Origin of the sequence: Nitratireductor mangrovi, assembly GCF_007922615.2 — a bacterium.
GTDB classification, from domain to species: Bacteria; Pseudomonadota; Alphaproteobacteria; order Rhizobiales; family Rhizobiaceae; genus Mangrovimarina; species Mangrovimarina mangrovi.
Genome location: NZ_CP042301.2, coordinates 514,777 through 535,207 on the forward strand (window position 1 = coordinate 514,777; position 20,431 = coordinate 535,207).

Sequence of the window (20,431 nt, forward strand, 5' to 3'; positions counted from 1 at the left end):
GCTACGCCGCACGTCCGAATCGCTATTAAAGAATCAAACGCGATTCGCCTTGTCCAGTGGCAGGGGCGTCAAAATCGCAAATTTCTGGCTTTTTGCGCTCGGGCCGGTCAGGCGAGCGTGCGGTCGACGATGTCGCGCAGGTCGGCCGAGAGGTTCTCCGCCGAGGACATCCGTAACAGGACCTCGCGTGCCAGAGCCTTACGGCCGGGTTCGAGCGAACGCCACGACCGGAGCGCGGTGGCCAGCCTTGCAGCCACTTGCGGGTTCTTCTTCTCTACCTGAAGCACAATCTCGGCGAAGAAGCGATAACCTTCGCCGTCCGCCCTGTGGAAGCCGGTCTGGTTGGCGGTCGAGAAAGTACCGACCAGCGCACGCAGCCGGTTCGGGTTGGTGAGCGAGAAGGCGGGATGTTCGCCGAGCGCACGCACGGTCTCGACGGCGGCCGGTCCTGGCGCCGCCGCCTGGATCTGGAACCATTTGTCGAGCACCAGCGCGTCGGTCCGGTAGCGACGCTCGAAATCGGCGAAGGCCTCGGCCTTGTCCGTACTCTCGCCATGCCTGGTCGCCAGCACCGTGAGTGCGGCGGCGCGGTCGGTCATGTTCGATGCGTCCGCATATTGCCGGGCGGCGAGGCTGGCCTCGCCGCTGCTTACGGCCAGATAATCGAGTATGATGTTCCTGAGTGCACGTCTCCCGGCACTTCCCGAATCCGGTGTAAACGGCGCCTTGCTGTCGAGCGCGCCATAGAGCGCGGCGAACGCCTGCGCATGCGCACTGCCAATGGCCTCCGCCAGCAGCGTACGCGCCGCGAGAATGGCGTCGGGATCGATATTGCTGCCCATCTCGCGCGCGATGTCGGCTTCGGCCGGCAGCGTGAGCGCCAGCGCCCGGAACGCCGGTTCGAGGCTCTCGTCGGCGGCGATGTCGCCGCAGAGCGCCACGAGGTCGGCGGGAAAGTCGGGCGGCCGCCCGTCGCGGCAGAGATTGGCGGCGGCGATCAGCACCTCGACCATCAGCGTGTTGAGCGCCTGCCAGCGGCAGAACAGGTCGCCGTCATGGCGGGCAAGAAAGATGCGGTCGGCGCGGTTTTCCTCGACCGACAGCGTGACCGGTGCCGAAAAGCCGCGGTTCAACGACAATCGCGGCCGTTCCGAGACACCGGAAAAGCGCAGCGCGTGCTTGCGCTTGCGCAGATGGATGACGCCGTTTTCGACGCTCGCGCCATCGACGGCCTTCCAGTCCATGTCGGATCCGTCCGGCCCCACCAGCCCGAAGGCGAGCGGGATGTGCATCACCTTCTTGCGGCTTTCGCCCGGTGTCGGCGGGATCGACTGTTCGATATCGATGGCAAGCACGCGCGCGCCCTCATCATAGCGCGCCTTGGCGGTGACGTTGGGCGTGCCTGCCTGCTGGTACCAGAGGAAGAACTGGGAAAGGTCGCGCCCGGCGGCGTCCTCAAACACCTTGACGAATTCCTCCACCGTCGCCGCCTCGCCATCATGGCGCTCGAAATAGAGGTCCATGCCGGCGCGGAAGAGGTCCGGACCGAGCAGCGCTTGGATCATGCGCACCACCTCGGCGCCCTTTTCGTAGACGGTTGCGGTGTAGAAGTTGTTGATCTCGCGATAGCGGCGCGGCCGCACGGGATGGGCCAATGGGCCCTGATCCTCTGGAAACTGGTGTCCCTTGAGCGTGCGCACGTCGCCGATGCGCTCGACCGCGCGCGAGCGCTGGTCAGCGGTGAATTCTTGGTCGCGGTAGACCGTCAGCCCTTCCTTCAGGCAGAGCTGGAACCAGTCGCGGCAGGTGATGCGGTTGCCGGTCCAGTTGTGGAAATATTCGTGCGCGATGATCGCCTCGATATTGGCGAAGTCGGTGTCCGTCGCCGTCTCCGGATCGGCCAGCACATATTTGTCGTTGAAGATGTTGAGGCCCTTGTTCTCCATCGCGCCCATGTTGAAGTCGGACACGGCGACGATGTTGAACACGTCCAGGTCGTAGGCACGGCCGAAGCGTTCCTCGTCCCACTTCATCGAGCGCTTCAGCGCATCCATTGCGTAGGTCGTGCGATCCTGCTTGCCATGCTCGACATGGATGCCGAGCGCGACCTTGCGGCCTTCCATGGTCTCGAAGCTGTCGCTGACCGTCGCGAGGTCGCCCGCCACCAGCGCGAAAAGGTAGGAGGGCTTCGGAAACGGGTCGTGCCAGACGGCGAAATGGCGTCCGCCGTTCAATTCGCCGGTCTCGCCGGGGTTGCCGTTGGACAGGAGCAGCGGCGCCGTTTTCAGGTCGGCCTCGATGCGCACCGTGTAGACCGACAGCACGTCCGGCCGGTCGAGGAAATAGGTGATGCGGCGAAACCCTTCCGCCTCGCACTGGGTGCAGTAAACACTGTTCGACAGATATAGCCCCATGAGCGCGGCGTTCTCCGCCGGGGCGATCTCGGTGACGATGGTCAACCGGAAGCTCCTGGCGGCCGGCAGCGACCGCAGCGTCAGGCTGTCCGGGGTTGCACGAAAACTCGCCGCGCCGGCCGCTTCGCCGTCGATCGCCAGCGACACCAGCGTCAGCCCATCGCCGTCGAGCACCAGCGGCGTCTTTGCCGCCACGCCGGGCTGGCGTTCGATGGTCAGTTCGGCCGTCACCAGCGTCCGCTCAGGGGCGAGGTCGAAGGTCAGCTCAGTCGCGGGGATGCGGAAATCGCTGGGGCGGTAGTCCTCGAGCTTGAAGACCTGGCCGGTGTCCGAACGCATCCTGCGACCTCTTTGCCTGCGGCGCGCCGTCGCGGCCGCCAAAGGCAAACGCGTGGCACAACAAATTGCCGATGCTGCTCTTTACACGACAGGCAGGCTCGACAACACTGAAGCGTGGCTTATCCTGCCAGACGCCTCCAAATCAATGATCGGAATTTGACATGACGGTGTTGACGCCGAAATTCGGAATGGGCGCCTCTGTGCTGCGCGTCGAGGACGCCGATTTCATCACAGGCAAGGGCCGGTACACCGACGACATCTCCCCAGAGAGCCTCCTGCACGGTTACGTCCTGCGCTCGCCGATGGCCAATGCGACCTTCAAGATCACGTCTGCGGAGGCGGCGAAAACCGCGCCGGGCGTTCATCTCGTGCTCACCGGTGCCGATCTCGGCCACCTGAACGACCTCAAGTCGCCCGCCATGCAGCGGCAGCCGGACGGCAGCCGGGCGCCAACGCGCGACATCCCGATCCTGTGCCGCGACCATGTCCGTTATGTCGGCGATGCCATCGCATTCGTCGTCGCCGACAGCCGTGCCCTGGCGCAGGATGCGGCCGAGATGATCGAGGTCGAGTTCGACGATGCCGAGGCTGTCGCGGCTACCGCCGGCGCGCTCGACGAAGGCGCCCCGCTGGTCTGGCCGGAGGCGGGCTCCAACCGCGCCTTCGAATACCGCCTCGGCGACCAGGCAAAGGCCGATGAGGCATTTTCGAAGGCGAGCCGCTTCGCCAGGATCGCCTTCCACAACAACCGTCTCGTCTGCAACTACATGGAGCCGCGCGCCGCGATCGGCGAATGGCGCGCCGACGAGGATCGCTTCGTGCTGACCGTGGGCTCGCAAGGCGTTCACTCGATGCGCAAGATCATCGCCGAACAGGTCTTCGGCCTGACCTCGGACAAGCTGCGCGTGGTGACGCCGGACGTCGGTGGCGGCTTCGGCCCCAAGACCTTCGTCTATCGCGAATACCCGCTGGTGCTCGATGCGGCGAAGCGGCTGGGCCGGCCGGTCAAGTGGACCGGCGACCGCGGCGAGCATTTCCTGACCGACGCCCAGGGCCGTGACAATCTCGTCGAGGCCGAGATGGCGATGGACGACGAAGGTCGCTTCCTCGGGCTGCGTGTGAAGAACGTTGCCAATCTCGGCGCCTATCTCTCCCAATACGGCCCGTTCATTCCCTTCATCGGTGCGACGATGTCGACCGGCGTCTACGACATCCAGGCGCTCGACGTGCAGATCATCGGGGTCTACACCAATACCTGTCCTGTCGATGCCTATCGTGGCGCCGGCCGGCCGGAGGCAGCGTTCCTGCTCGAAAAGCTGGTCGACGAATGCGCTCGCGAGATGGGCCTGACGCCCGACGAGATCCGCCGCCGCAACTTCATCCCGCCCGACCAGTTTCCCTATCGCACCCAGACCGGCCGACTTTATGACGTCGGCGAATTCGCGGGCCATATGGAACAGGCCATGGAGCGCGCCGGCTGGGCCGGCTTCATGGAGCGCGCCACAGAATCGGGCCGCAACGGCAAGCTGCGCGGCATCGGGATGGCGACCTATATCGAGGCCTGCGCCTTCGCCGGCTCGGAGCCCGCTCATGTCGAGCTTCAGGGCGACGGCTCGGTGCTGCTCCTGATCGGAACCCAGTCCAACGGGCAGGGCCATGCGACGGCCTACGCCCAGTTCGTCGCCGAAAAGCTCGATCTGCCCATCGAGAAGATCAAGGTGCACCAAGGCGACACAGACCGCCTCGACAACGGCGGCGGCACCGGCGGTTCGCGTTCGATCCCGCTCGGCGGCGTGTCGGCCGCGCGCGCCGGCGAGGACCTTGCCGCCAAGATCAGGAAGATCGCTGCCGATGAACTCGAGGCCGCGCCGGCCGACATCGAACTGGTCGAGGGCTCAGCCCGCATCGTGGGTACCGACCGCTCGATGGACTTTGCCGCGATCGCCAGGGCGGCGAAGCAGCCGGACGACCTGAAGGGCATGGGCGAGTTCGTCCAGGACGAGGCGACCTATCCGAACGGCACCCATATCTGTGAGGTCGAGATCGATCCCGAAACCGGTCGGGTCGAGATCGTCAAATATACGATCGTCGACGATTTCGGTGCCACGGTGAACCCGGTACTGCTTGCCGGCCAGGTTCATGGCGGCGTGGTACAGGGTGCCGGCCAGGCACTGACCGAGGACACCGTCTACGGCGAGGACGGCCAACTGATCACGGCGAGCTTCATGGACTACGCCATGCCGCGTGCCGACGACTTCCCGTCCTTCTCCTTCGAGACGCGCAACGTGCCGTCGACCACCAATGCCCTCGGCATCAAGGGTGCGGGAGAGGCCGGCACCATCGGCGCCACCCCTGCGGTCATGAACGCCGTCACCGATGCGCTCTACCGGGCCTATGGCATTCGCCATATCGAGATGCCCGCGACGCCGGCGCGCATCTGGGAGGCGATCGAAACCGCCAGGGCGAAGTGACCGGCGACGCCGATGGCGCCCGCAGGCCACTCACCGGGATCACGCTGAAGGTAACGTCGGTCTGCGCCTTCGTTGCCATGTCGACCTTCATCAAGGCCTCGGGCGATGTGCCGCCCGGGCAGATCGTCTTCTTCCGTTCGCTCTTCGCTATCATCCCGGTCGTCGCCGTGATGGCGTTTCGGCGTGAACTCGCCGTCGCCTTCCGCACCAGCCGGCCTGCCGGGCACATCGCGCGCGGCCTCGTCGGCGTCACCGCGATGGGCCTCGGCTTTTTCGCACTGACGCGGTTGCCGCTGCCGGAATGGGTCGCCATCAACTATGCGCAACCGTTGATCGTGGTGGTGTTCAGCGCGCTGTTCCTGGGCGAGAAGGTGCGCATCTTCCGCTGGACCGCGGTGCTGATCGGGCTTGTCGGCGTCACCATCGTTTCCTGGCCCAAGCTCACCGTTCTGACGTCGGGCTCCTCGCTTGGCCGCGACGAGGCACTCGGCGTCATCGCCGTGCTTGCCGGCGCGGCGGTCTCGGCCGTCGCCATGCTGCTCGTCAGGCGTCTGGTGCTCACCGAGCGCTCGCCGACGATCGTCTTCTGGTTTTCGATCACTTCGACGGCGATGGGGCTTTTGACCATTCCTTTCGGGTGGGCCGCGCTCGATGCCGCGCAGGCGACGTTCCTGGTCATGGCGGGGCTGTGCGGTGGCGTCGGCCAGATACTGATGACGGAGAGCTATCGCCACGCGGATATGTCGACCATCGCGCCGTTCGAATACACCTCGATGATCCTGGCGATCGCGATCGGTTTTTTCATCTTCAGCGAAGTGCCGACCCCCCACACGATCGTTGGCGGTGCCATCGTCGTTTTGGCCGGGCTGTTCATCATCTGGCGCGAGCATCGGCTCGGCTTGCCGCGCGGCGCGGCCCGCAAGGTCACGCCGACGCAAGGTTAAGACGGCCGTCCGGCGGTGCCGCCATCCGCCATCGTGCGCACGATTGCCGCGGTTCGCTCGTCGGCCGGGAAGAAGGTCTCCACGGCGATCTCCGAAACCGTCACGTCGAGCGGGGTGCCGAACACGGTGATGGTTGTGATGAAGGAGAGCTCCGTCTCGCCGAACCGCAACCGCAACGGCACCGCGATTGCCGAATAGTCGTGCGCGGAGGCCGGGCGCACGCGTTTTGGCATCGGATAGGCGCGCAGTTCCTGCTCAAGCTCGTAAAGCGCCGGCTCGGCGACGGCCTGGTTCAGCCGATGAAGTCGTTCGACCAGATGGTCGCGCCATTCGATCAGGTTGACGATGCGTGGCGCCAGGCCCTCCGGGTGCAGGCTGAGGCGAAGGACGTTGACCGGAGACTCCAGCAGGGCAGGGTTGGCGATCCCGTCGAGGAACGGCGCCATGGCCCGGTTGCCCTTGATCAGGTTCCAGTGCCGGTCGACGGCGAGCGCCGGATTGGGCTCGTGACCGGCCAGCACCTTTTCGACCGCGGCCATGACCGCGCCCATCGACGGGTCGTCGAGCGGCCGTTCGGCGAAGCCCGGCGCATAGCCGGCGGCGAGCAGGATGCGGTTGCGCTCGCGCAGCGGCACTTCGAGCTGTTCGGCAAGATGCAGCACCATGTCGCGCGACGGCGTCGAGCGGCCACTTTCCACGAAACTCAAATGACGCTGCGAAATCTCGGCTTCGAGCGCGAGGTCGAGTTGGCTCATGCGACGGCGCGTTCGCCATTCGCGGATCAGGGCGCCGGCGCTCGGCGTGGCAGGGGAAGGGGTGTGGTTTGTGCTCATGCCGGTTTGATAGCCGAGCCCGGCGCGCTTTCCCATTACCTGCCGCGTAATCGCCAGCCCTGCCTTGCGAGGTCATTGTTCCGTCACTCGCCGGTTCGCGGCGACTTCGAGAAACAAAGGAGACCCGAGATGACCGTCGCCATCACTCCCTTCCTGCGCAACGCCCTCTACCTCGATGCCGCCGTGAGCGGCGCCGCCGCCGTGCTGATGGCCGCCGGTGCTGGCCTTCTGGCGCCATTCCTTGCCCTGCCGCAGCCGCTCCTGTTCTGGGCCGGCATCGTTTTGTTCCCCTTTGTCGGCATGCTGATTGCCACCGCGCGGAGGCAGGACGCAGCGCGTCTGGTGCTGATCGACATCATTGCGCTCAACGCGCTCTGGGTCGCGGCGAGCTTCGCCATACTCGTGACCGGCATGGTCGAGCCCAATCTGCTTGGCATTGCCTTCGTGGCCGCCCAGGCCATTGCAGTTGCCGCCTTCGCGGTGCTGCAGCTTGCCGGCCTGCGTTCCGCCACGACTGCCCGCGCGGCCTGAACCGGACTATCGTGAGACAGGCCGGCGCTTGGCGCCGGCCGATGACGAAATCACAAGGGAAAGCCGCCATGGAGCCCGCCGCCCGGCAGTGGATCGAAACCGTACTCGCCGGCTCGCCGGTCGCCAAACATCTCGGCATCCGCGTCGCCGAGGCAGCGAAGGATCGCGTCGTCTTCGCGCTCCCCTTCAGCGTGGGCAACGTGACGCTCGCCGATATCGTCCATGGCGGTGTGATTGCGACACTGATCGATATTGCCGGGGCCGCCGCGTCCGGGTCGGGCATCGACGGCACCGCGACCGGAGGCGCGACGGCGTCGCTCTCGATCGCATATCTGGCGCCGGCAAAGGGCTGCGACCTCACCGCCGAGGCGGTCATCGTGCAGCGCGGCCGCAGCCAGACCGTTTCCGACGTTGTGGTCCGTGACGATGCGGGAACGATGGTCGCCAAGGGGCTCGTCGTCAGCCGCATCTTTTCCGCGCGCGGCGGAACCTGAGGCTCAGATGCCGAAGGCGGCCAGCAGCACGCGCAGGCTCATGAAGATGATGATCAGCGAGCCCGGCGTCCACAGCGCGGCGCGAATATCGTGGATCTGGCCGGTGAAATAGGCGGCGAAATGCGCGAACCGCGTGATCGCGTAGCCGTAGAACAGCAACTGCGCCAGCCATAGCGGCGGCGCCGTCAGCGTGTAGAGGAAGCCGGCGGCGAGAAAGAACGGCACGTTCTCAAGATCGTTAGCCTGGATGCGCCGCACGCGTTCCACACGCTCATTGGGCAAGAGCTGCGACGGGTCGGGTTTCGGGTTGAGCCGCGTCGGCTTCAAATCCTCGGGCGCCCGCAGTCCGGCATTCTCCTGCATCATGCGGGCGACCGTCAGCCATGACATGGCGACGACCTTGAGGATCATCAGGCTGGCCGCGATGGCATAGACCGCGAAGACAGGATTCGAAAGCGAGATGATTTCCATGGTTCCCCCCTCTCGCGGCGGCGTGATTCGCCCCAGTCGCGGTGTGTCTAATCCACGGCGCGCAGTTTCTGCTTCAACACCAGAAAATCGCGCCAGGCCAACCTCTTGTGGGCAGGGTTGCGGAGCAGATAGGCCGGGTGCAGCGTCGGCATCGCCGGAATATCGATTCCCCCGGCCGTACGGTGGACCTTCCAGTTGCCGCGCAGCCGCAATACCCCTTCCTGTGTGTTCAGCAGCACCTTGGCCGACGGCCCGCCCAGAGTTACCAGCACCTTGGGCGCCGCAAGTTCGATCTGGCGCTCGATGAAAGGCCGGCAGATTTCGGTTTCCAGCGGCGTCGGCGTGCGGTTGCCGGGCGGACGCCACGGGATCACGTTGGCGATATAGGCTGTGGTCCGGTCGAGCCCGATCGCCGCCAGCATGCGGTCGAGCAGCTTGCCCGAGCGTCCGACGAAGGGCAGGCCCTGCAAATCCTCGTCGCGCCCCGGCGCCTCGCCCACGAACATGACGTCCGCCTCGGGGTTGCCGTCGGCGAACACCAGGTTCTTGGCGGTGAATTTGAGGTTGCAGCCATCGAACCCGGCGAGGATGTCGCGCAATTCGTCGAGGCTGGCCGCGCTGCGCGCCAGTTCGCGTGCCCGCTCGGCCTGCGCGTCGTCGGGCACGCTGGCTTGCACGGCCGGAGCCGCCGCCGGCGGGGAGGGCGCCTGCGTCGGCGGATCGTGTCGCATCGCGGGCGCGGGCCGTTGGAGCGCTTGCGCCTGCGGAGGAGCCGGCGCGGCCTTCGCCAGCCGGCTGTCGGCGAACCGGTCGACAGGAGCCTCCTCCAGCGCCTCGTCGGCGCCGGCCTCGGCATAAAACAGCAGGAGTTCGCGCAGTCCGTTCACGTCAGGTTCCGTTTCCCGGTCCTCTCTAGCATCCGAGCACGGCTGCCGGCACCCTGCATAATGGCGTCATGACAGTGGTATGCGCGGATCCTGTACCAGGAAGAAGGTCAGGATCGGCGTGAAATCCGAGATCAGGAAGGCGAAGTCGGCCTGCTTGCCGGGATCGACGAAGCCGTCGGTGAACAGCAGCCTGTCATAAGGCTCGAAGTCGCGGCTGAAGCGCGCGAAGCCGGCCGAGGTGATGGTATCGCTGTCGGTGCGGCGCTGGTCGAAGGAGAGCCCGTCTCCGAAAACGCTCGGTTGGCCGAGCTTTTCCTGCAGTTCGAACTGGAATTCGGTCCACGCCAGTTCGCTGGCGTTCACCGTCACCAGCACCATGTGGAGGAAGCCATTGGCGAATTGACCGCCGAAGGTATAGAGCCGGATCGGCGCTGCCGCGCGGATGACCATGGTCACCGGGCTTGCCGAATAGAGTTCCTGGGTGATGACGATCGGGTCGTCGCGGCTGCCGCTGCCACCTGCCGACAGGATGCGGAAGCCACCGAGTTCGTCGGAAAATGTGTAGGCGCCGGCCCGCCAGATCGATTCGGCCCGCAAGGGAAGCGCGGCCAGCACAAGGCATAGTCCGGCGGTCAGCGCGATCCTGATTGCGGCGAGCAGCATATGCCGATCTCCTCGCGCGGATTATGAACGAGATTGCGATGGCGGCAAGGCGGGTTGCCAAAGGCCGCCACTTGCATTGACGTTTACGTCAAAGTAATAGAAGCCGTTGGCGGGCCGCGTCGCCATGTCGCCGGTCGCGTTTCTTCCGTGGATGCGACCGCTAAGGTATTGCACAATGCCGGTGTTGCCCGCCAAGCGCCTTCGATCGGAAGGGCAGGCGCCGGTAACTGGAGGAGCAGATGAGCGAAGCCGAACGCGAGAGCATGGAATTCGATGTGGTGATCGTCGGAGCCGGCCCGGCGGGACTGGCCGCGTCGATAAGGCTCAAGCAGCTCAATCCGGAGCTTTCCGTCGTCGTGCTCGAAAAGGGCGCCGAGGTTGGCGCGCACATCCTTTCCGGTGCTGTTGTTGATCCGATCGGTGTCGATCGCCTTTTGCCCGACTGGCGCGACGACCCCGATCATCCGTTCAAGACCCCGGTCACCGACGACCAGTTCCTGATGCTCGGCCCCGCAGGTTCGTTCCGCATCCCGAACTTCATTCTGCCGCCGCTGATGAACAATCACGGCAACTACATCGTCTCGCTGGGCAATGTCTGCCGCTGGCTCGCCGGCCGCGCAGAGGCGCTCGGCGTGGAAATCTATCCGGGCTTCGCCGCGGCTGAGGTCCTCTACAATGACGATGGCGCCGTCATCGGGGTAGCGACCGGCGACATGGGCATCGAGCGCGACGGCTCGCACGGTCCCAACTACGCGCCGGGCATGGCCTTGCTCGGCAAATACACCCTGATCGGCGAGGGTGTACGCGGGTCGCTTGCCAAGCAACTGATTGCGAAGTTCGGCCTGTCAGAGCGCAGCGAGCCGCAGAAGTTCGGCATCGGCCTCAAAGAACTCTGGCAGGTCGCGCCGGAGAACCACAAGCCCGGTCTCGTCCAGCACTCCTTCGGCTGGCCGCTCGACAGCCAGACCGGCGGCGGCTCGTTCCTCTACCATCTGGAGGACAATCAGGTCGCGGTCGGCTTCGTCGTCCACCTGAACTACAAGAACCCCTATATCTCGCCCTTCGAGGAGTTTCAGCGCTTCAAGACCCATCCCTCGGTGCGCGGCACCTTCGAGGGCGGCAAGCGTGTCTCCTACGGCGCCCGCGCCATCACCGAGGGCGGTTACCAATCGGTACCCAAGCTCACTTTCCCGGGCGGCGCGCTCATCGGCTGCTCCGCCGGTTTCGTCAACGTGCCGCGCATCAAGGGTTCGCACAACGCAGTGCTGTCGGGCATGATGGCAGCCGAAAACGCAGCCGAGGCGCTGGCCGCCGGCCGCTCGGCCGACGAGTTGTCGGCCTACGAGGAGGCATGGCGCGCCTCAGATATAGGCAAGGATTTGAAGAAGGTCCGCAACGTCAAGCCGCTCTGGTCGCGTTTCGGTCTCTGGCTTGGCGTCGGGCTCGGTGGCTTCGACATGTGGACCAATTCGCTGTTCGGTTTCTCGCTGTTCGGCACCATGAAGCACGGCAAGACCGACGCCGCCTCGCTCGAGCCGGCGGCGAAGCACAAGCCGGTCGACTATCCGAAGCCCGACGGCGTCCTGACCTTCGACCGGCTGTCGTCGGTGTTCCTGTCCAACACCAATCACGAGGAGGACCAGCCGGTCCACCTCAAGGTCGCCGATCCGGAGTTGCAGAAGTCGTCGGAATACGCGGTCTTTTCCGGTCCGTCGACGCGCTACTGCCCGGCCGGCGTCTACGAATGGGTGGACGCGGACGGCAACGCGCCCGCCGGCGGGCCGGGCGCCAGCGCCAAGGGCGGTGAGGTCTCGCACACCAATCCCGAGGCGCGTTTCGTCATCAACGCGCAGAACTGCGTCCACTGCAAGACCTGCGACATCAAGGATCCCAACCAGAACATCAATTGGGTCCCGCCGCAGGGTGGCGAAGGACCGGTCTATCCGAACATGTGAGGACGTGATTCCAGCCGGCGCTAGGACGACGTGAGGACGACGGCTCGGCGTCGTTGGAATCGAACATTGCCAAAGCCTCATGGCTGTGCCTTCATCCCCACCGGGACGGAGGAATGAGGCATGGCGTTCAGGCGTTTCGCGGCGGTCTTGGCGGTTGCGGCTTCACTCGCAGCATGGCCGGCTTTCGCCGGACCGTTGGTGAAAGAAACGGTCGAGTATTATTCGATCTCCGGCCGCACCGGCGCCGAACTCTTGCGCGAGATGAACAGGCACGGTCCACGCCACGGGTTCCTGCGCCGTGCGATTGCCCAGACGCGTTACGCGCCTGACATTCGCGGCAAGCTGGTCAAGCAGGATGGTGTCTGCCGCATGAAGGGCGGCCGCTTCCTCCTCAACATCACCTATGTCTACCCGCGACCGTCCGAAAAGCTGCCCTCCGACGTTGCGCGCCGCTGGAAGGCGTTTCAGGCCGACAATGTCCGCCACGAGAAGATGCACGGCCGCATCGCGCGCGAGATGGCTGTCAAGCTTGACCGTGTGCTCAAGACCTTCAGCTATCGCGACCGCAACAGCCGTTGCAACATGGCCATGCTCAAGCTCGAGCGCGAGGTCGACAAGGTCGTGCGCGAATATAATCGCAAGCAGCGCGTGTTCGACGCCAAGGAGCATCGCCAGGGCGGCGCCGTCGAAAAAAGCATCGTCGCCCTGCTCGGCAAGCCTTCGGGGTAGGTTCCGATCAGGCCGGGTGGCTAGTCGAGCATGACGACCGCCTCGACCTCGAAGAGCATCGGGTCGATGGCGAGTTTCGGCACCGGAACCAGCGTCTGCGCCGGCAAGTCTTCGCCGAACATGTCCTTGACCGCGGTGGTCAGCACTTCCAGCTTGGACATGTCGTGGTCGACCACGAAGACGGTGAGTTTTGCGACCTGGTTCGGCTTGGCACCGAGCGCATCGAGTGCGGCGCGCAGATTTGCGTAGGCCTGCCTGACCTGGGTGGCGAAATCAGGCGACAGGGTGCCCTTGTCGTCCTGGCCGCCCTGTCCCGAAATGTACGCCATCCGTGCCCCGCGCGGCGCGATGACGGCGGTGCTGTAGCCGTTTGGTGTCGGGTCGTAGAGCGTCTCGGGATTGACGATGGTCAGCCCGGGATTGGTTTTGCCGGCCGTCGCCACGCCGGGATGGTCCAAAGCCATGATGAGCACACCTCCGATAAGCAGCTTTCTGATTGCAGGTGACATGATTTCCCCTGGGGCGTGGCGGCGGGCGGTTCGCCCTCGCACCGGTCGCTTCGATATCGTGTGATGTACCAGCCATTCGCATCGTACGTGGTACGAGTCAATCCCTATGGCATTCGACAACCGTCGTTTGTTGCCCTAAATCGGCTGCTGATCAGGGAGGAGGTTTGATGGCAGCCAGGCGTAGCGGCGCCCGAGACAAGCGGGCGCAACGCGAGGATATGCCGGCCGGATCCGGGCCGTCTCTCTCCCGCGAACGCATCGTGGCGGTCGCGGTTGAGTTGCTGGATGCCCACGGCGCGGACGGCCTGACGATGCGAGGGCTGGCCGATCGCCTCGGCGCCGGCGCAATGAGCCTTTACTGGCATGTCGGCAGCAAGGAGCAGGTTTTCGATCTGGCGCTGGATGCCGTGCTTGAATATCGCGCGCCGCCGCCGGACGAGGGCGGGGACTGGCGCGGCGACGTCGTTCACATGCTCGAGGATTGGCGGGCGAGGATGCTGCGCCATCCCTGGTCGGCATCGCTGCTGCCGCGCCGGGCGCTCGGCCCCAACATCCTCCACCGCCTGGAACTGCTGGGCAGCGCCTTGTCCCGAGCCGGCGTCGCCGATGCTCACCTGAACGTCGCGATCTGGTCGCTGTGGAACTTCGTCATGGGCGCGACCGTCACCCGGGCGAGCTTCGAGGGCGCTCGGGTCGACAAGGACGCCGCTCCGCCGCACCTCGCGCGCCCCGGCGAGGATCACCCCACCATCCAACGTTCGCATCTGCTCCTGGACGACGATTGGGACGGCGCTTTTCGCAAGGGCCTCGATCTGCTGCTCGACGGGCTTGTTCCGAGAGGTTAGGCAGGTACGTGTTCGTGCTTACCGCCGGCGTTCGGCGCACCTCGGAGCAGGCGATCCGGCATGATCATGACTGAGGTTCGAAGACGGATCGAGAAAACGAAGGCAGTTGGCAAACGCTTTCTGCTCGTCTGCTTCGACACCATGGATCGTATCAGGGGCGACAGCGACCTCGGCTACTATTACCCCGCTCTGGACGAACCGGAGGATGTCGCCGCGATGGTCGGCGGATGCCAGCTTGGCGAGTGGAACCCGCACGACGCCAGAGACCATTGCGAAGCGGTCATCGACCTGCGCGACGGCGAAGAGCCGGTCTTTCACGATCCGGCGGCGTGGATCGCGCAACGGGGCGATCCGCTGACGCGATAACCAACCCGGGCCCGCGTCAGCCGTTCGGCATCTCAGTGCCCGACGGCTCGGCGTTGGCGACCGCGGTGCCGGGTTCGTCTTCGCCGGCAACGATCGAGAAGCTGGCGACAACTGGCAGATGGTCCGAGCCGGCATCGGCCGCCGTGCCCACCGCCGTCAGCGCTATTCCTGGCTTCGCCATCACATGATCGATCGGCAGGCCGACCCAGCGCCGCAGCGCCGGCGGCAGGCTGTGATGGAGCCAGGTCGCTCCGGTCCGTGGCGCGGCGGCAAAGCCGGTCGCACCTGCGATCCGGTGCATGGCGGCGCTCCATGGTGTTGCATTGAAGTCGCCAGCGAGGATGGCCGTATCGCCCAGCGCGGCCAGGCGTGGCAGCAGCGCCTCGATCTCCTGCATCTGCTCCGCGGGCCAGGGCCAGCCAAGGTGGATTGCCGCGACCGTCACTTCGGTGCCGCCGAAATCGAGCGTTGCCGCTGCGAAGCGCCCACGTTGCGGGCAATCCTTTCCGCTCGAGTCGAGGATCGGCCGCCGCGACAGGATCGCGACGCCGCCGATGCGGCCCCGGCCCCGGCAGATGATGCGGTGCGGATAGGCGTGTTCGATCAGCGACAGCGTCTGCCGCCAATTCGGCGAAACCTCTTGCAGCGTGATCACGTCGGGGCGCTCGCGCGCGATCAGCGACAGGACGCGTTTCGGCTCCGAATGATCGAAGCGCAGATTGAGCTGCAGCAGTCTGTAGGTCGCGGCCAAACGCGGCGCGGCGGGACCCTCAGCGACGGCGTGGCTTTGCCAGGCCCCCGGCGGCAGCGTTGTCGCGAAGCAAAGGCCGGCCAGGGCGAGCGCCAGCAGCCCGCTGCCGCGCGCACGACACATTAGGAGAGCGAAACCTGCGACGCCGAGCAGGACGGCAAGGTGCGCCCTGAAATGGGCGAAGGAAGCGAAGGCCGGGTGCGCTGCGCCGAAAAAGCCAAGCAGCAGCAACAGGCACAGGATGCCGGCGACCGTCCGCGCCAGCCGCGAGGCGAGCGCGGGGCGGTTGCGCCTTTCCGAGTTCGTGATCTTCATGCAGGCGAAAAACCCCCCGAGTGCGGCGTCATCATGGCCACTCGCCAAAGGTTCGCTGTTGTCCGCCACCGCATCCAGCCGGGACGTTGGCCGCCCACCGATCTTGCCAGTGAGCGGAAACGGCGCACGCTGAGGTGCGACCACTACTGGCCAAGCTGGCTGCGCACCGGTGGTATCACGCTCCGTATCAGCGAGACCAACTCGCTCTGGCGAGATGTGCCGGTCTTGGAGAAGATGCGGGCAAGATGCGTCTTTATCGTCGTGCGCGCGATGCGCAGCTCGGCAGCCGACTCGTCGATGGTCAGCCCGCGCATCAGCCGCTCGGCGACGCGGCATTCCGCAGCCGACAAGCCGAAGCTTTCGGCAAATCCGGCCATGTCGGAGCCGGATTGCAATTTGCTCGACGCGACAAAGACCGCCGCGCTGGCGTTCGGCTCGAGATGCGGGCGCAGATGCCCGTTGGCAAGCGGCAGAACATGCGCGGTCGCGATCGTGCCGTTGCAGCCTGGCAATGCCATGCTGATGCCTTCCCCGCCGAGTTCGGTCTCGCTCCCTGCGGCGCTGGCGATGGCCCCGCGCAACCTGCTCGTCTGTTCCGCGTCGACGGTTCGCAGTCGCCCGCTGACGGCTGCCAGGGGACCGGTCCTCGACAGCATCTCGCTTGCCGCCCGATTGGCATGGACAATCTCGGCGTGCTGGTCGACCAGAACGACGCCGACGGACAGGCCATCGAGTGCGTCGCAGAAGGCGCCGATCCGCAAGCTTTTCATGTCGATGAGATCGGCAATCGAGATGGCGCGGCGCAGATGCGGCGCCAAAAGCCGCATGCGGGCAATATCGTCGTCGTTGACGGGGCCGTGTTTCTGGTGGCGCCCGAAGGCGCAGGATGCGAAGCGGTCCGACTGCCGCATGGCAACGATGTCGATGAAATCCACGAGGCCCAGCGGTTGCGCCCAACCGAGCCGCAGCGGACTTTTCTCCCACGCTTGCCTGTCGATGTCGCGCAGGCAGACGAACGGCTCGTCCAGCGACCGGCTGTGAAAATCCGCGATCGTGCCGTGAAGGTCCTCAAGGTGGCCGTCATGTGCCGCCAGTCTGGCCGCCCACTCGGGCGTGATGCCGACCGTCCTCATGAAGCGCTGCCGGCCCAGCCCTGGGTCGGCGACATAGAGAACGCACGTTTCGTAGCGGAAAACCTCGCAGATGGTGGCGAGCACGCTATCCCAGTTTTCCGGGTCGACGGCGCAGTCATAGAGCGCCCCGATCAGCTCCGACCAGGGTTCAACCTCATTGGTGCGGGCAGGCAACGTCATGCTGCATTCCTAGTCTAAGGGGCGTTCGGCCGCCGGGTGGCGCCGGTCATCCCCCAGGATGACGACAGCCCTGCGGCGGGTATCGTACACCGGAATTTCATCCGAGCGATGGAAAGCGCAAATGCCGATGAAAGTATGGCCTCCCGCAGCCCGGCCGCGCCCGCCGGAAAGCCCCTCAGGGATGAGGTGGCTGGCCTGCCGGCTCCCGCCGGTCCGGCATGACCGCATCATCGATCCCAAGAACAGTCGCTACTGCAATCAGGACAAGGAACTGGCGCGATGATCGGGTTGACCAAGCGTGTCACGGTTCGCGGCACATCTCTTCGCACGGCCTCTGTTTTCGCTATCGCCGCGATAGCCGCTATCCAGTTTGCCGTGCCGGCACAGGCGTTGACCCTTGACCAGGTGCCGCCGGTGCTGAAGGGCAGTGGTGGCCCCGCGGTCATCAAGGTCTCCGAAAAGCCCGGCGTGCGCACAACGACGACGACAAAAAAGTCTAGCGGCGGCCCGAGGGTAAAAAAGTCCACCGACGTCGTGCCCAAAACGAAGCCTGCTCCCTACAAGGGACAGGACGTTTGCCACATAACACAGATCCCCGGGCATTATGCCAGCGGCGCACGAAAGTCGAAGGCCGTGGAACGGGCCATAAGGAAATGGGCTGGCGAGGTGGCGAAGGTAAAGGGTGGACGGTGGAACAACTGGAACCTCGCCAAGAACAAGCACATCGACTGTGGCTCGGGATTCGCCACGATCAAGAAGTGCATCGTCTATGCCGTACCGTGCCTGTCGCGCAGGTCCAGCACGAAGACGAAGCCGATCAATTGAGATTTGTTGACGTGCCCCGACGCCGGGCCTCCCCGCCCGACAGCGTGTGTTGCGTTTCGCTCTCCGCGATGACCCAGTTCCGGAAGGCACGCACCCGAGGATTCGATAGCCGGTCCTCGGGATAGACGAGGTAATAACCCTTGGCCACGGCAACGGTGAGGTCGAAAGGCTGCACCAGCGCTCCGGCCGCAGTTTCTGCCTCGACATAGCCCGAATAGCCCAGAAGAATTCCCTGGCCGTCGATCGCCGCCTCGATCGCCATCGAATAATCCTCGAACCTCAGCTGCCGGACGGGGCTGATGCCGGCGGCGCCGGCGGCCTCCAACCAGGCGCCCCAGTCGTCGTGGTCGCGGTCGACGTCTCCAATCAGCGTGCATTGGGCCAGCGCCTCGGCGGGGCGGAGGCCGGCCAGTTTGTCGCGAAGACCCGGCGAGCAGAGCGGCGACACGCAGAAGGGCAGGATCAATTCGGCTTTCAGCCTCGCCCATTCGCCGTAGCCGTGGCGGAGCGCAAGGTCGGCCTCACCGGTCGCAAGATTGGCCAGCCGGTAGGTGCTGAGCACGGCGATGTCGATCTCGGGATGTGCGGCCCGGAAACGGTGAAAGCGTGGCATCAGCCAGCGCGTGCCGAACTCAGACGTCAGGCTGACCGTGAGCGGCCGCGACAGGTCGGGACCGAGAAGATCGGCGGTCGCCTGCGCGAGTTGCGCGAAGGCATCCTCGACGCTTGTCCGGTAGCGGCGCCCGGCCTCGGTGAGGCGTAGCCCGCCCGCCGCCCGGCGCAACAGTTCCAGGCCGAGTTCTTCTTCCAGCTTGCGGATGCGGTGACTGACCGCGCTCGCCGTGATGTTCAGCTGGGCCGCCGCGTCGGCCAGATTGCCGGCGCGCGCCACTGCCTCGAAGGCTTGCAATCCGCGCAGGGAGGGCAGTTGTCGCATAAAGCGACTGTAAGTGAGAAAAATTCAAATTGCACCTGAGATGTTCGCGTTTGCGAGCAAGATGGCCTGCGATCATTGTGCCGGCCATGAAAAGAGATTTTCTCAAGAAGTTGTTTTTGGTCGCGCCTCGATGCCGGGCGTCGGAGGCGGCGACGGAAAAGCCGCCGGTCGGCCTCTCGCGCAGGCTCCTTGCGCATATGTTCGCAGGCCCGCCGGGTCTCGCCGACCACGTCCTGTGGACGCTGCATCTGCGCGACCCGTCGGGCGAAGGTACGTGTTGGCGAGACCGCCGAAGCGTCGCCTGTAGCCCTACTGGAACGCCGTCTCCGAGAAGCTTCTGAGTTTGCGCGAATGCAACCGCTCCGGCGGCATCGCGGCCAGCTTTTCCAGTGCCCTGATGCCGATGGTGAGATGCTGGGCGACTTGGCGCTTGTAGAAGTCAGTCGCCATGCCAGGCAGCTTCAGTTCGCCGTGCAGCGGCTTGTCGGAGACGCACAGGAGCGTCCCGTATGGCACGCGGACACGAAAACCGTTCGCTGCGATGGTGGCCGATTCCATGTCCAGCGCGATTGCGCGCGACTGCGAAAGCCGTTGCACCGGCCCGCGCTGGTCGCGCAGTTCCCAGTTGCGGTTGTCGATGGTGGCCACGGTCCCGGTGCGCATGATGCGCTTCAACTCATAGCCGGAGAGCCCTGTCACCTCGGCGACCGCCTCTTGCATGGCAACCTGCACCTCCGCCAGCGCCGGGATCGGCACCCACACCGGCAGGTCGTCGTCGAGCACGTGGTCCTCGCGCACATAGGCATGCGCCAGCACGTAGTCGCCCAGCGCCTGCGTGTTGCGGAGCCCGGCGCAATGGCCGAGCATCAGCCATGCATGCGGGCGTAGCACTGCGATGTGGTCGGTGATCGTCTTGGCGTTCGAGGGGCCGACGCCGATGTTGACCATGGTGATCCCGGAATGGTCGGGCTTGGCCAGGTGATAGGCCGGCATCTGTGGCATGCGACCGAGCGCGACGCCGTCGAGCGGCTTGTCGGCGCCCGCAGGCGTGACGAGGTTGCCGGGCTCGATGAAGCTTTCGTAGCCGTCGCCGCCGCGCGCCATCAGGTCGCGGGCGTAGGCGCAGAACTCGTCGATATAGAACTGGTAGTTGGTGAAAAGAACGAAGTTCTGGAAATGCGCCGGGCTTGTCGCTGTGTAATGCGCCAGCCGGTGCAGGGAATAGTCGATGCGCTGCGCGGTGAACGGGGCGAGTGGCATGGGGTCGCCGATGCCCGGCTCCAGCGTGCCGTTGACGATGTGGTCGTCGGTGCCGTTGAGGTCCGGCACGTCGAACAGGTCGCGTAGCGGCCGCTTGATCTTGTCGGCGACCGAGGCCTCGACATAGCTGCCTTCAAGGAAGGCGAAGTGGATCGGGATCGGCGTTTCGGATTCCGAGACGGTGACCGGCACGCCGTGATTGCGGATGATGAGCCGAAGCTGCTCGACCAGATAGTTCTCGAACAGGTCAGGCCGTGTGACCGTGGTCGAATACTGACCGGGCGAGGGCATGTGTCCGTAGGCAAGACGGGTGTCGATCTGGTCGTAGGAGGCGACGCTGACGCCGATCTCGGGATAGAAGGCGCGATAGCGTCGGTCGACCGGGCCGCCTTCGGCCAGGCCGTTGAACGAGGCGCGCAGGAACTCGGTGTTGCGCTCGTAGAGCGCCTGCAATGCCTTCACCGCCGCCTTGGCGTCAGTGAAGCTCTGTCGGATGTAGGGATCGGGTCGTTCGACCGTTTCGATGGCTTGTGGGTAGATTCGCTTTTCCATATCCCATTATAGAGATTTGGACCGGGG

General features: G+C 65.3%; 20 protein-coding genes. 10 read left to right on the top strand and 10 right to left on the bottom strand.

Annotated elements, in window-relative coordinates; genetic code table 11:
* Positions 1 to 107 precede the first annotated feature (107 nt).
* Positions 108 to 2,753 carry an aminopeptidase N gene (gene pepN / locus FQ775_RS02420; protein ID WP_146299787.1) on the bottom strand — a complete coding sequence of 882 codons (2,646 nt, stop codon included), beginning with the start codon at positions 2,751 to 2,753 and terminating at the stop codon, positions 108 to 110.
* Here pepN and FQ775_RS02425 point away from each other — a divergent pair.
* From FQ775_RS02425 to FQ775_RS02435, 3 genes are read left to right on the top strand one after another with little or no spacing between them, the layout of a single operon-like run.
* Positions 2,740 to 2,913 (top strand): hypothetical protein, encoded by a 174-nt coding sequence (locus FQ775_RS02425; protein ID WP_167812740.1) that lies wholly within the window; start codon positions 2,740 to 2,742, stop codon positions 2,911 to 2,913. The genes pepN and FQ775_RS02425 overlap by 14 nt on opposite strands.
* A 1-nt stretch (position 2,914) precedes the next feature.
* Positions 2,915 to 5,224 carry a xanthine dehydrogenase family protein molybdopterin-binding subunit gene (locus tag FQ775_RS02430; protein ID WP_146299788.1) on the top strand — a complete coding sequence of 770 codons (2,310 nt, stop codon included), beginning with the start codon at positions 2,915 to 2,917 and terminating at the stop codon, positions 5,222 to 5,224.
* Positions 5,221 to 6,168: a DMT family transporter gene (locus FQ775_RS02435; protein WP_246730250.1), complete on the top strand. Its 948-nt coding sequence runs from the start codon at positions 5,221 to 5,223 to the stop codon at positions 6,166 to 6,168. The genes FQ775_RS02430 and FQ775_RS02435 overlap by 4 nt, the downstream gene beginning before the upstream one ends.
* Here FQ775_RS02435 and FQ775_RS02440 read toward each other — a convergent pair.
* Complete coding sequence (locus FQ775_RS02440) at positions 6,165 to 7,001, bottom strand: helix-turn-helix domain-containing protein (protein ID WP_206064822.1); 837 nt, start codon at positions 6,999 to 7,001, stop codon at positions 6,165 to 6,167. The two genes, FQ775_RS02435 and FQ775_RS02440, sit on opposite strands and share 4 nt — an antisense overlap.
* 129 nt (positions 7,002 to 7,130) lie before the next feature.
* Between FQ775_RS02440 and FQ775_RS02445 the strand changes: the two genes are divergently transcribed.
* Together FQ775_RS02445 and FQ775_RS02450 are read left to right on the top strand one after the other, a co-directional pair.
* On the top strand, positions 7,131 to 7,532 hold the full coding sequence (locus FQ775_RS02445; RefSeq protein WP_146299791.1) for a hypothetical protein: 402 nt from the start codon (positions 7,131 to 7,133) through the stop codon (positions 7,530 to 7,532).
* 68 nt (positions 7,533 to 7,600) lie between these two features.
* On the top strand, positions 7,601 to 8,026 hold the full coding sequence (locus FQ775_RS02450) for a PaaI family thioesterase (protein WP_206064823.1): 426 nt from the start codon (positions 7,601 to 7,603) through the stop codon (positions 8,024 to 8,026).
* Between the two features lie 3 nt (positions 8,027 to 8,029).
* Here FQ775_RS02450 and FQ775_RS02455 read toward each other — a convergent pair whose 3' ends face one another.
* From FQ775_RS02455 to FQ775_RS02465, 3 genes are all read right to left on the bottom strand, one after another.
* A complete protein-coding gene (locus FQ775_RS02455) occupies positions 8,030 to 8,497 on the bottom strand; it encodes an MAPEG family protein (protein ID WP_146299793.1) in 468 nt (155 codons plus the stop codon).
* 47 nt (positions 8,498 to 8,544) lie between these two features.
* Positions 8,545 to 9,384, bottom strand: a complete 840-nt coding sequence (locus FQ775_RS02460) for a uracil-DNA glycosylase (RefSeq protein WP_146299794.1) — start codon at positions 9,382 to 9,384, stop codon at positions 8,545 to 8,547.
* 66 nt (positions 9,385 to 9,450) lie between these two features.
* Complete coding sequence (locus tag FQ775_RS02465; RefSeq protein ID WP_246730252.1) at positions 9,451 to 10,047, bottom strand: hypothetical protein; 597 nt, start codon at positions 10,045 to 10,047, stop codon at positions 9,451 to 9,453.
* A 239-nt stretch (positions 10,048 to 10,286) separates the two neighbouring features.
* Here FQ775_RS02465 and FQ775_RS02470 point away from each other — a divergent pair, with 239 nt between their 5' ends.
* Positions 10,287 to 12,002, top strand: a complete 1,716-nt coding sequence (locus tag FQ775_RS02470; RefSeq protein ID WP_146299795.1) for an electron transfer flavoprotein-ubiquinone oxidoreductase — start codon at positions 10,287 to 10,289, stop codon at positions 12,000 to 12,002.
* Positions 12,003 to 12,122: 120 nt separating this feature from the next.
* Positions 12,123 to 12,731, top strand: coding sequence for a DUF922 domain-containing protein (locus FQ775_RS02475; protein ID WP_146299796.1), 609 nt, complete (start codon positions 12,123 to 12,125; stop codon positions 12,729 to 12,731).
* A gap of 20 nt (positions 12,732 to 12,751) precedes the next feature.
* Here the strand turns inward: FQ775_RS02475 and FQ775_RS02480 are convergent, their stop codons facing one another.
* Complete coding sequence (locus FQ775_RS02480) at positions 12,752 to 13,240, bottom strand: RidA family protein (protein ID WP_146299797.1); 489 nt, start codon at positions 13,238 to 13,240, stop codon at positions 12,752 to 12,754.
* Between the two features lie 167 nt (positions 13,241 to 13,407).
* Between FQ775_RS02480 and FQ775_RS02485 the strand changes: the two genes are divergently transcribed.
* Positions 13,408 to 14,085 (top strand): TetR/AcrR family transcriptional regulator, encoded by a 678-nt coding sequence (locus FQ775_RS02485; protein ID WP_146299798.1) that lies wholly within the window; start codon positions 13,408 to 13,410, stop codon positions 14,083 to 14,085.
* A gap of 60 nt (positions 14,086 to 14,145) precedes the next feature.
* Positions 14,146 to 14,451 (top strand): hypothetical protein, encoded by a 306-nt coding sequence (locus FQ775_RS02490; RefSeq protein WP_146299799.1) that lies wholly within the window; start codon positions 14,146 to 14,148, stop codon positions 14,449 to 14,451.
* 16 nt (positions 14,452 to 14,467) lie between these two features.
* Here FQ775_RS02490 and FQ775_RS02495 read toward each other — a convergent pair whose 3' ends face one another.
* Together FQ775_RS02495 and FQ775_RS02500 are read right to left on the bottom strand one after the other, a co-directional pair.
* Positions 14,468 to 15,517, bottom strand: coding sequence for an endonuclease/exonuclease/phosphatase family protein (locus FQ775_RS02495; RefSeq protein ID WP_146299800.1), 1,050 nt, complete (start codon positions 15,515 to 15,517; stop codon positions 14,468 to 14,470).
* 143 nt (positions 15,518 to 15,660) lie between these two features.
* The gene (locus FQ775_RS02500) at positions 15,661 to 16,830 is read right to left on the bottom strand and encodes a helix-turn-helix transcriptional regulator (protein ID WP_146299801.1); all 1,170 of its coding nucleotides are present in this window, start codon (positions 16,828 to 16,830) and stop codon (positions 15,661 to 15,663) included.
* Between the two features lie 279 nt (positions 16,831 to 17,109).
* Between FQ775_RS02500 and FQ775_RS02505 the strand changes: the two genes are divergently transcribed.
* A complete protein-coding gene (locus tag FQ775_RS02505; RefSeq protein WP_146299802.1) occupies positions 17,110 to 17,655 on the top strand; it encodes a hypothetical protein in 546 nt (181 codons plus the stop codon).
* Here the strand turns inward: FQ775_RS02505 and FQ775_RS02510 are convergent.
* The gene (locus FQ775_RS02510; protein ID WP_146299803.1) at positions 17,648 to 18,592 is read right to left on the bottom strand and encodes a LysR substrate-binding domain-containing protein; all 945 of its coding nucleotides are present in this window, start codon (positions 18,590 to 18,592) and stop codon (positions 17,648 to 17,650) included. The two genes, FQ775_RS02505 and FQ775_RS02510, sit on opposite strands and share 8 nt — an antisense overlap.
* A gap of 309 nt (positions 18,593 to 18,901) precedes the next feature.
* The gene (locus FQ775_RS02515) at positions 18,902 to 20,404 is read right to left on the bottom strand and encodes an AMP nucleosidase (RefSeq protein ID WP_146299804.1); all 1,503 of its coding nucleotides are present in this window, start codon (positions 20,402 to 20,404) and stop codon (positions 18,902 to 18,904) included.
* Positions 20,405 to 20,431: the final 27 nt, after the last annotated feature.

Bases quoted from the DNA above. Each gene is read 5' to 3' on its own strand.
- FQ775_RS02495 (WP_146299800.1), bottom strand. From the start codon at position 15,517: ATGAAGATCACGAACTCGGAAAGGCGCAACCGCCCCGCGCTCGCCTCG.
- FQ775_RS02485 (WP_146299798.1), top strand. From the start codon at position 13,408: ATGGCAGCCAGGCGTAGCGGCGCCCGAGACAAGCGGGCGCAACGCGAG.
- FQ775_RS02480 (WP_146299797.1), bottom strand. From the start codon at position 13,240: ATGTCACCTGCAATCAGAAAGCTGCTTATCGGAGGTGTGCTCATCATG.
- FQ775_RS02465 (WP_246730252.1), bottom strand. From the start codon at position 10,047: ATGCTGCTCGCCGCAATCAGGATCGCGCTGACCGCCGGACTATGCCTT.
- FQ775_RS02445 (WP_146299791.1), top strand. From the start codon at position 7,131: ATGACCGTCGCCATCACTCCCTTCCTGCGCAACGCCCTCTACCTCGAT.
- FQ775_RS02505 (WP_146299802.1), top strand. From the start codon at position 17,110: ATGATCGGGTTGACCAAGCGTGTCACGGTTCGCGGCACATCTCTTCGC.
- FQ775_RS02430 (WP_146299788.1), top strand. From the start codon at position 2,915: ATGACGGTGTTGACGCCGAAATTCGGAATGGGCGCCTCTGTGCTGCGC.
- FQ775_RS02450 (WP_206064823.1), top strand. From the start codon at position 7,601: ATGGAGCCCGCCGCCCGGCAGTGGATCGAAACCGTACTCGCCGGCTCG.
- FQ775_RS02475 (WP_146299796.1), top strand. From the start codon at position 12,123: ATGGCGTTCAGGCGTTTCGCGGCGGTCTTGGCGGTTGCGGCTTCACTC.
- pepN (WP_146299787.1), bottom strand. From the start codon at position 2,753: ATGCGTTCGGACACCGGCCAGGTCTTCAAGCTCGAGGACTACCGCCCC.
- FQ775_RS02470 (WP_146299795.1), top strand. From the start codon at position 10,287: ATGAGCGAAGCCGAACGCGAGAGCATGGAATTCGATGTGGTGATCGTC.
- FQ775_RS02510 (WP_146299803.1), bottom strand. From the start codon at position 18,592: ATGCGACAACTGCCCTCCCTGCGCGGATTGCAAGCCTTCGAGGCAGTG.
- FQ775_RS02490 (WP_146299799.1), top strand. From the start codon at position 14,146: ATGATCATGACTGAGGTTCGAAGACGGATCGAGAAAACGAAGGCAGTT.
- FQ775_RS02500 (WP_146299801.1), bottom strand. From the start codon at position 16,830: ATGACGTTGCCTGCCCGCACCAATGAGGTTGAACCCTGGTCGGAGCTG.
- FQ775_RS02515 (WP_146299804.1), bottom strand. From the start codon at position 20,404: ATGGAAAAGCGAATCTACCCACAAGCCATCGAAACGGTCGAACGACCC.
- FQ775_RS02440 (WP_206064822.1), bottom strand. From the start codon at position 7,001: ATGAGCACAAACCACACCCCTTCCCCTGCCACGCCGAGCGCCGGCGCC.
- FQ775_RS02455 (WP_146299793.1), bottom strand. From the start codon at position 8,497: ATGGAAATCATCTCGCTTTCGAATCCTGTCTTCGCGGTCTATGCCATC.